Genomic DNA, 6,605 nt, shown 5'->3' with positions numbered 1-6,605 from the left:
CGATCTTCTATTAAAAATTCTGAGATCGTTGCAAAAAATCGAAATGCCGCAAAAAACAGTTTCGACGATTCTGATGATAAAGATGACGGTAACAAAAAGGTGGAGGGGAAGATTACTGTAGGAGTAAGGAGTGAATAGGATAGCCCTCCTAATCCCCACCCTTAACCCTTCCAAAAACCGCCCGGTACCGCTCGAAAAACCCGACCATCTCCGGCGATCTCTTGCTCTTCATGTCGCAAAAGAACTTGCGGTTCCATCCCTTCGCGGTGCCCAGATGGATCATCGCGTAGACATAAGCGAGCAACCCGGCGGAAAACGCAAAAGCCGCTCCCATGCCCGCCGCTGCCCAGACGACCGCCGCAATCACGGGATAGGCGAGCACCGGAAACGAAATGACCTTGCGGTAATTGAATATCACCTTGCTCTCGCGCGTCGGCAACCCGAATTTCCCGACCAGCGTCGAGGTAAACGGCAGGCGGTTGTGGATGATCGCGGCAGGGATTTTGACCCACCACGGCACCGGCGCGAGCAGGATCGTGCCGAGCGCGAGCAGCTCGAAAAACGGATAGCGGATGACGAGCAGCGCCAGCACTTTATAGTCATGATATTGTTTAGCGGTGTGGGTGAGCAGCTCGTCGACGCCGTCGACCGCATAGCGGCCGGTCTCGCGGAAGCGGAACACATTATTTGGGTACATGTAATATTTGATCAGGCCCTTGAGGCCGGGCGTATCGCTGCGCTTGGGCCGGATATCGAGCAGCCTGGCAACCTCGTCGGTATAGGTGCCATACCAGACCAGATGATCGGTCATTTTTGCCGGTCGCTTGGCGAAATAGGTCGCGTTATAGCGCGCGATCCGTGCCTTGAGATTGCGGCGGATCGATCTGCGAAACTCTCGTTCGCTGATCATCCGGTGGACCAGCAGGCATTGCATCTCGCTGATATTGTTGAGCCCGCCGGTGAACGGACGGGTGAAGCCGATGGTGTAGATGTTGCGGAGGCGGGGGGATATCACGCCGAGAAACTGCTGCCGCGTCTTGTAGATAAAATGCTCCGACGCTTGATCGCCGCACAGTCGGATTTCGGGGATATTGGGCACTTCCTGATCGCCGTCGATAATCTCGTCAAAGCTGACGGATTCGCCACCTTCGCTGAGCGTCATCGCTTCGCGGTCAAGCGTGGCGACCGCCTTGTCCCACAATTTCACATGGCCATGTTCGAGAAAGAAGGGGAGGTCGTTGATCAGATAACCGTCGCTGATTTTCTGCTCGAGCGTCTCGTCGCAATAGAGCTTGTAGACATCGATCGGCCAATATTTGATCGCGATATGGCCATTCTCAATCGGCGCCCTGGCTTCGAAAAAGGTCCGGAGACCTTCGTGCGGCCGGATGCTTTTGGGGTGGCGCACGCCGAGGCTGTTGCGGTCGAAGAGCTTCGCGAACCAGCGGTGGATCAGGCCGTGGATATAGCCGCCGTCGATGAAGGCGCGATAACTCCATTTGCTGACCTCGGAAAAATTGTGACATTCGAGCTGGTCGAGCGGCACGAAGCGCGGGCCGTCGTCGAATGGCGAGAAGGTGGCGAACATCTTGTCGAGCATGATGAAGCCGTTGGTGACCAGATGCACCTTCGCGCCATGAGCAACCAGCTTGGCGATCAGCAGATTCGAGCTGTCGCCGGTCGAGGTGATCGCGACATTCTTGCCGGCATAGCTGGCATCGATCCTGATCTGCTTGAGATTGGCATTCATCTGCCGTCGGAAAGCGGTGGCTACAACGACATGCTGAGCGCGGAACTGCTCGCCACTCTCCAGATGAACGATGCTGTGGCCTGGATGATTGTCGATGCTGCCGACCCGTCCATGGTGGATGCGGTCGGCGTAGCGCGCGGCATATTTCTTGTGGATTGCGTAAAATTCGCGAGCGGTCGGGAAACCGTCGGTAAAATCCTCGCCTTGCTCTTTCAGCATCTCGACCAGTTCGAAGGAATAGACGCTGCTCTGCAGGGAACTGACCAGATCGAAATCCAGCGCATCGGCGGCTTCCAGCTGTTGCCAGATCGGGGTCATTTCCGACACCATCAGCCATTTGATCCCGCTGGCGTCCAGCTCGCGGACCAGCGGCATGGTCGAAAAACCGCCACCGACGATCAGGACATTAATTTCACGCGCTTGCACCATAATCGCCCCCTGCAACAATTTGTTGCTGTCACTTCTGGTAACCGGTCCTGGCTGCAAAACCAAACTTCATTTGACCGTGACCGACGTTTCATAAAGGATTTCTGTCCAGTTTCGGGAAGGCGACGGTCTTCCCCTTTCATCGACTGCCAATTGCCGTTGGTCGAATGACAACCAAAACGGCGCGCGCCTATGTTATTCTGCACCCAGCTGAGTGATGATCCGGACAAAGCGCATAAGCTCGCGGGTCGCATCGAAGCTCAACAGCGGGGGGATGGTGTCATGATGCGACATCGCAAAAAGCTGGACCGGGAAAAATTGCCTACCGCATGGGCAAGCTCCACTCTTCGGGACAGCCGGACCGGCGCCCGCCCCCTATTGGGCGCGGTTCTTGCAACGTTCTTGGCGCCATCCCCTTTGTCTGCGCAGCAGGATGCAGCACCCTCCGCGATTCCTACTCCTGCCTGCAACACTGATGATCACCGCGCTTTTGATTTCTGGATCGGCGTCTGGGATGTCACCGCATCCGGACAGGACCAGCCTACCGCGGTCAACCGGATATCGCGCGACCATGGCGGTTGCGTTATTCGCGAGGATTATGCGACCAAGGGCGGCTATACCGGCATGAGCATGAGCTTCTATGACGCTGCCCGGAGAATATGGCACCAGACGTGGATAGGCGTCGATGGCGCGGCGCTATATATCGAGGGTGGGCTCAATGATCGGGGCGAGATGGTTCTCAGCAACCGGAGCATGCCTCATTATCAGGCGGGCACCGTGATCAACCAGATCACCTGGACGCCGAACATAGACGGCAGCCTTCGCCAGCATTGGCAGACGTCGTCGGACGAGGGAGCAAGCTGGTCGACGGTTTTTGACGGGCTCTATGTCAAACATCCCTAATTTCTAGGGATCGTAAAGCACCTCGCAAGCGGACCGAGCCGATGTTTGTTGTAACCACCCAATGATGCGGATAGAATTAACCATCAGGGGGCTGTGTTAGAAAGGGTTGGAAATGTTTCCACGCAAATTGATCCTCATCAATTCGGTCCTGGCGGCTTTGTTTTTTGGCGGTGCGGCCATGGCACAAACTCCAGAAGCAAACTGCGAAGCCGCGAAGCAATATCTGGTTGGTCAATATGCTCGATCCGACCCCGAAAATAATGAAAAATACTACAATATCTGGTCGAGCCCGGAATGTGTGCAGCACCGGAAGAATGCGGAATTGAACGTCGATTCCGATATTCGAGCCAACGAGGAGCTGATTCGAAGCCGTAGTGAAGATTATGACGCACGACTAGCTGGAATCCCTGCAATCTGCGGCTCGATTGTCGAAAAACGATGGTCGGAATCTTCCGACAAATTCAGATTGCAGCAAAAAAAGTCCGAGCTTCTGACTTCTTGCATTCGCAACCAGTCGCATTCGCTACGCGCTGAATATCTGAACCGGCTAAACCAGGAGGCCGAAGCGCAGTTCATTGAGAAACAGCGCCTGAACCTTGAGCAGATTGCCGCTGACGAAAGGGCTGAAGCAGACCGCAAGGCGGCATATGAACTGAAAATGGAAGAATGGCGCGACGCGGTGAGACGTTGCAAGGCAGGAGAAATCCGATATTGCTCGGCGGAGCTTTGAATGGGCAATTGTCGGGGTTGAATCGGATGTCGTAGATTAATCGATCTGGCTATTCAGCCATCAGATCCCGGACAAATCCGATCAGGCCGGTTTGCCGCGCACGGCGCATCCGTTCGGTTGCAAGAATCTGCTTCACCTTGGAAAAGCAGGCATCTAGATCGTCGTTGATCAGGACATAGTCATAGCCGTCCCAATGGCTGATCTCGCTGGCTGCGCGCTGCATCCGGCTTTCGATGATTTCCTGCGCATCGGTGTTGCGGCTATCCAGCCGACTGCGCAATTCGTCGAGCGAGGGTGGCAGGATGAACACGCGGACGACGTCCTGTCCGGCGCGTTGATAAAGCTGCTGCGTGCCTTGCCAGTCAATATCGAACAATACATCCTGTCCGTCCGCCAGACTCTGGTTTACCGGTACTGCTGGTGTGCCGTAGCGATTGCCGAAGACGGTGGCATATTCCAGGAAGCTGTGATCGGCGACCATTTCTTCGAATTCGTCACCACTGACGAAATAATAATCCTTGCCGTGCTTCTCGCCAGGCCGTTTTGCACGGGTCGTGACCGAGACGGACATCGCGATTTCATTGTCGGCCTGGAGCAACATGCTCGCCAGCGTCGACTTTCCCGCGCCCGAGGGCGAAGAAAGTACGAACAGCAAGCCGCGTCTGCTGAGCTCGCGGTGATCATTGTCGATATTCTGGGAAGAAATATTGTCGGCCATAGCGGCTATTGGCCGAGAAGGGCGGGTGGCGTCAAGATAGTGTCGCGAAGTTTTTTCCATCGCTGCCGCACCGCGCAATCGCCCTGATGACAGTCTGGTAAAATCCGGCTATCCGAAACTCATGATTCAGGGACGCATCAGCACCATATTTTACGCGGTCGGCATTACCATCATGGTTGGCTGGCTGTTTTACGTCGGCAAAGACATCATATTGCCGATCGTGACTGCGGTGATCTTGCTGCAAATTCTCTATGCCGCGAGCGCCACGGTTGCCCGTATTCCGGGGTTGGGCAGGACGCCTTTATGGCTGCGCGCCACGCTCGCCTTGATCGGCGTTTTGGCTCTGCTGTTCGCGATGACCCGGATGCTGGTCGCTAGCTTGCAGAATCTCGTGCCATCGTTGCCGGTCTACCAGCGCAATCTGGAAAATCTGTTCGCGCACTGGTTCCCGACCCCCGCTGCCAGCGGGATCGGCAAGCCGGAAGTCTCCGAACTGATGGCCTCTCCTTCCGCGATATTCGACCGCGGCACGGAAGCCGTTGCCAAAGCGGTGAGCGAATTTGCATCGCGGTTTTTTACCGAGATCGACATTGCCGCGCTTGCCCAGTCTTTATTATCCTCGCTGACCAGCTTCGGCGGCTTTGTTTTCATCACGATATTATATGCTTCCTTTCTGCTCAGCGAGATCACCGGATTTCCGGAAAAAGTCCGCCGGGCCTTTGGTTCCGACAGTGCTTCGACCGACACGCTCAACATGTTCACGCGGATCAACCATGATATCGGCAGCTATCTGGCGACCAAGACGCTGATCAATATCATATTGGGCGTTGTCTGCTGGTTGATATTGCGGGTGATGGGCGTGGAATATGCAGCGCTCTGGGCGATCATCATCGGCTTGCTCAACTATATTCCGTATATTGGATCCTTTGTCGGCGTGGCTTTCCCGGCGCTTTTCGCAGTGGCCCAGTTCGGCAGCCTGACGGTTCCGCTGATCGCCACCGGCCTGATGGCCGCGGCGCAGGTGGTTATCGGTAATGTGGTCGAGCCGAAGATGCTGAGCAAGTCGGTCAATTTAAGCCCAATGGTGGTGCTGGTATCGCTCGCTATCTGGAGCAGTCTGTGGGGGATTCCCGGCGCGATCTTGGCGGTGCCGTTTACCACCATCTTGATGATCGTGCTGGCGCGCCGTCCCGGAACCCGGCCGATCGCGGCGCTGCTCTCCAGCGATGGTAATGTATAAGGTCTAGCTTGGTGCCAGCGGCGGTTTCATGAAAAACGCGGCGACCATAGCGGCGACCAGCAGACCGATTGCACTCGCAAAGGCGAGATCATAGCTGCCGGTTGCTTCGAAAATATAGCCGCCGCCGGCTGGCGCTGCCGCAGCGAATGGCAGCATTACCGGCGCGAGCACCGAATTGATGATCGGGAAGGCGCGTTCGCCGTAATAATTACCGGTCACCACCGGGCCCAATACCAGCATGCCGCCATAACCGGCGCCGAATAGCATCCCCATCGCGGAGAGTAGAACGACGCCCTGGCCAAGCCAGAAGCCGGCCAGACCAAATGCCATCAGCGCGATGAAACCGAAAACCGTCCAGCGCAATTCGAACTGGTCACCCAGCCAGCCCGCGGGTATCCGCGCCAGCCCGCTGCCCAATATCGCCAGCCCGATGACCGAGGCCGCTTCGAGGCTCGAAAGCCCGCTATCAGTCAGGTGCAAGACACCGTGATTGAGCAGGAAGAAGAATGTCCCCAGATAGGCGACCGTGATCAGCATCAGCAGATAAAGTATCGGCGTCCGGATCACCTGCTTCATCGTCCACTCATGCCCGGTTCGGTGGGTCTTGGGTCGCAAATTGGTGGCTAGCTGATCCTGCGCCGCTAGCCCCGGATCTACGTTGTCGGGAAACTGGCCGATGTCCCCGGGGCGATTGATGACAAACCGGGTGGCGATCAGGGCGATGATGACCATCGTTGCAGCGATCAGCCAAGCGGCGCGCCAGCTGTCGAACCGATCCATCATGGTCGCGAGTACCGGTTGCGCCAATGCCCCGCCCAGCGCCCCGCCAGTCATCACG

At 56.5% G+C, this 6,605-nt stretch carries 6 protein-coding genes; 3 read left to right on the top strand and 3 right to left on the bottom strand.

The features are described from left to right. Positions 1-148 precede the first annotated feature (148 nt). Positions 149-2,179: a hypothetical protein gene (locus tag V7680_RS14505; RefSeq protein ID WP_335653980.1), complete on the bottom strand. Its 2,031-nt coding sequence runs from the start codon at positions 2,177-2,179 to the stop codon at positions 149-151. A 189-nt stretch (positions 2,180-2,368) separates the two neighbouring features. On the opposite strand from V7680_RS14505, the gene V7680_RS14500 reads away from it, so the two are divergent. Beyond that, the gene (locus V7680_RS14500; protein WP_335653979.1) at positions 2,369-3,079 is read left to right on the top strand and encodes a hypothetical protein; all 711 of its coding nucleotides are present in this window, start codon (positions 2,369-2,371) and stop codon (positions 3,077-3,079) included. A 112-nt stretch (positions 3,080-3,191) separates the two neighbouring features. Further along, entirely contained in the window at positions 3,192-3,809 is a 618-nt protein-coding gene (locus V7680_RS14495) for a hypothetical protein (protein WP_335653978.1), read from the top strand. 49 nt (positions 3,810-3,858) lie between these two features. Here the strand turns inward: V7680_RS14495 and gmk are convergent, their stop codons facing one another. Beyond that, complete coding sequence (gene gmk, locus V7680_RS14490) at positions 3,859-4,527, bottom strand: guanylate kinase (protein WP_335653977.1); 669 nt, start codon at positions 4,525-4,527, stop codon at positions 3,859-3,861. A 121-nt stretch (positions 4,528-4,648) separates the two neighbouring features. Between gmk and V7680_RS14485 the strand changes: the two genes are divergently transcribed. After that, on the top strand, positions 4,649-5,767 hold the full coding sequence (locus V7680_RS14485; RefSeq protein WP_335653976.1) for an AI-2E family transporter: 1,119 nt from the start codon (positions 4,649-4,651) through the stop codon (positions 5,765-5,767). A gap of 3 nt (positions 5,768-5,770) precedes the next feature. On the opposite strand, the gene V7680_RS14480 is transcribed toward V7680_RS14485, so the two are convergent. Next, positions 5,771-6,605 (bottom strand): MFS transporter (locus V7680_RS14480; RefSeq protein WP_335653975.1); only part of this gene is annotated, 835 nt, incomplete at its 5' end.

This window comes from Parasphingorhabdus sp. (assembly GCF_036963705.1).
Lineage (GTDB): Bacteria > Pseudomonadota > Alphaproteobacteria > Sphingomonadales > Sphingomonadaceae > Parasphingorhabdus.
The sequence above is the reverse complement of the archived record's forward strand: the minus strand, read 5'-3'. Positions and strand labels throughout refer to the sequence as shown.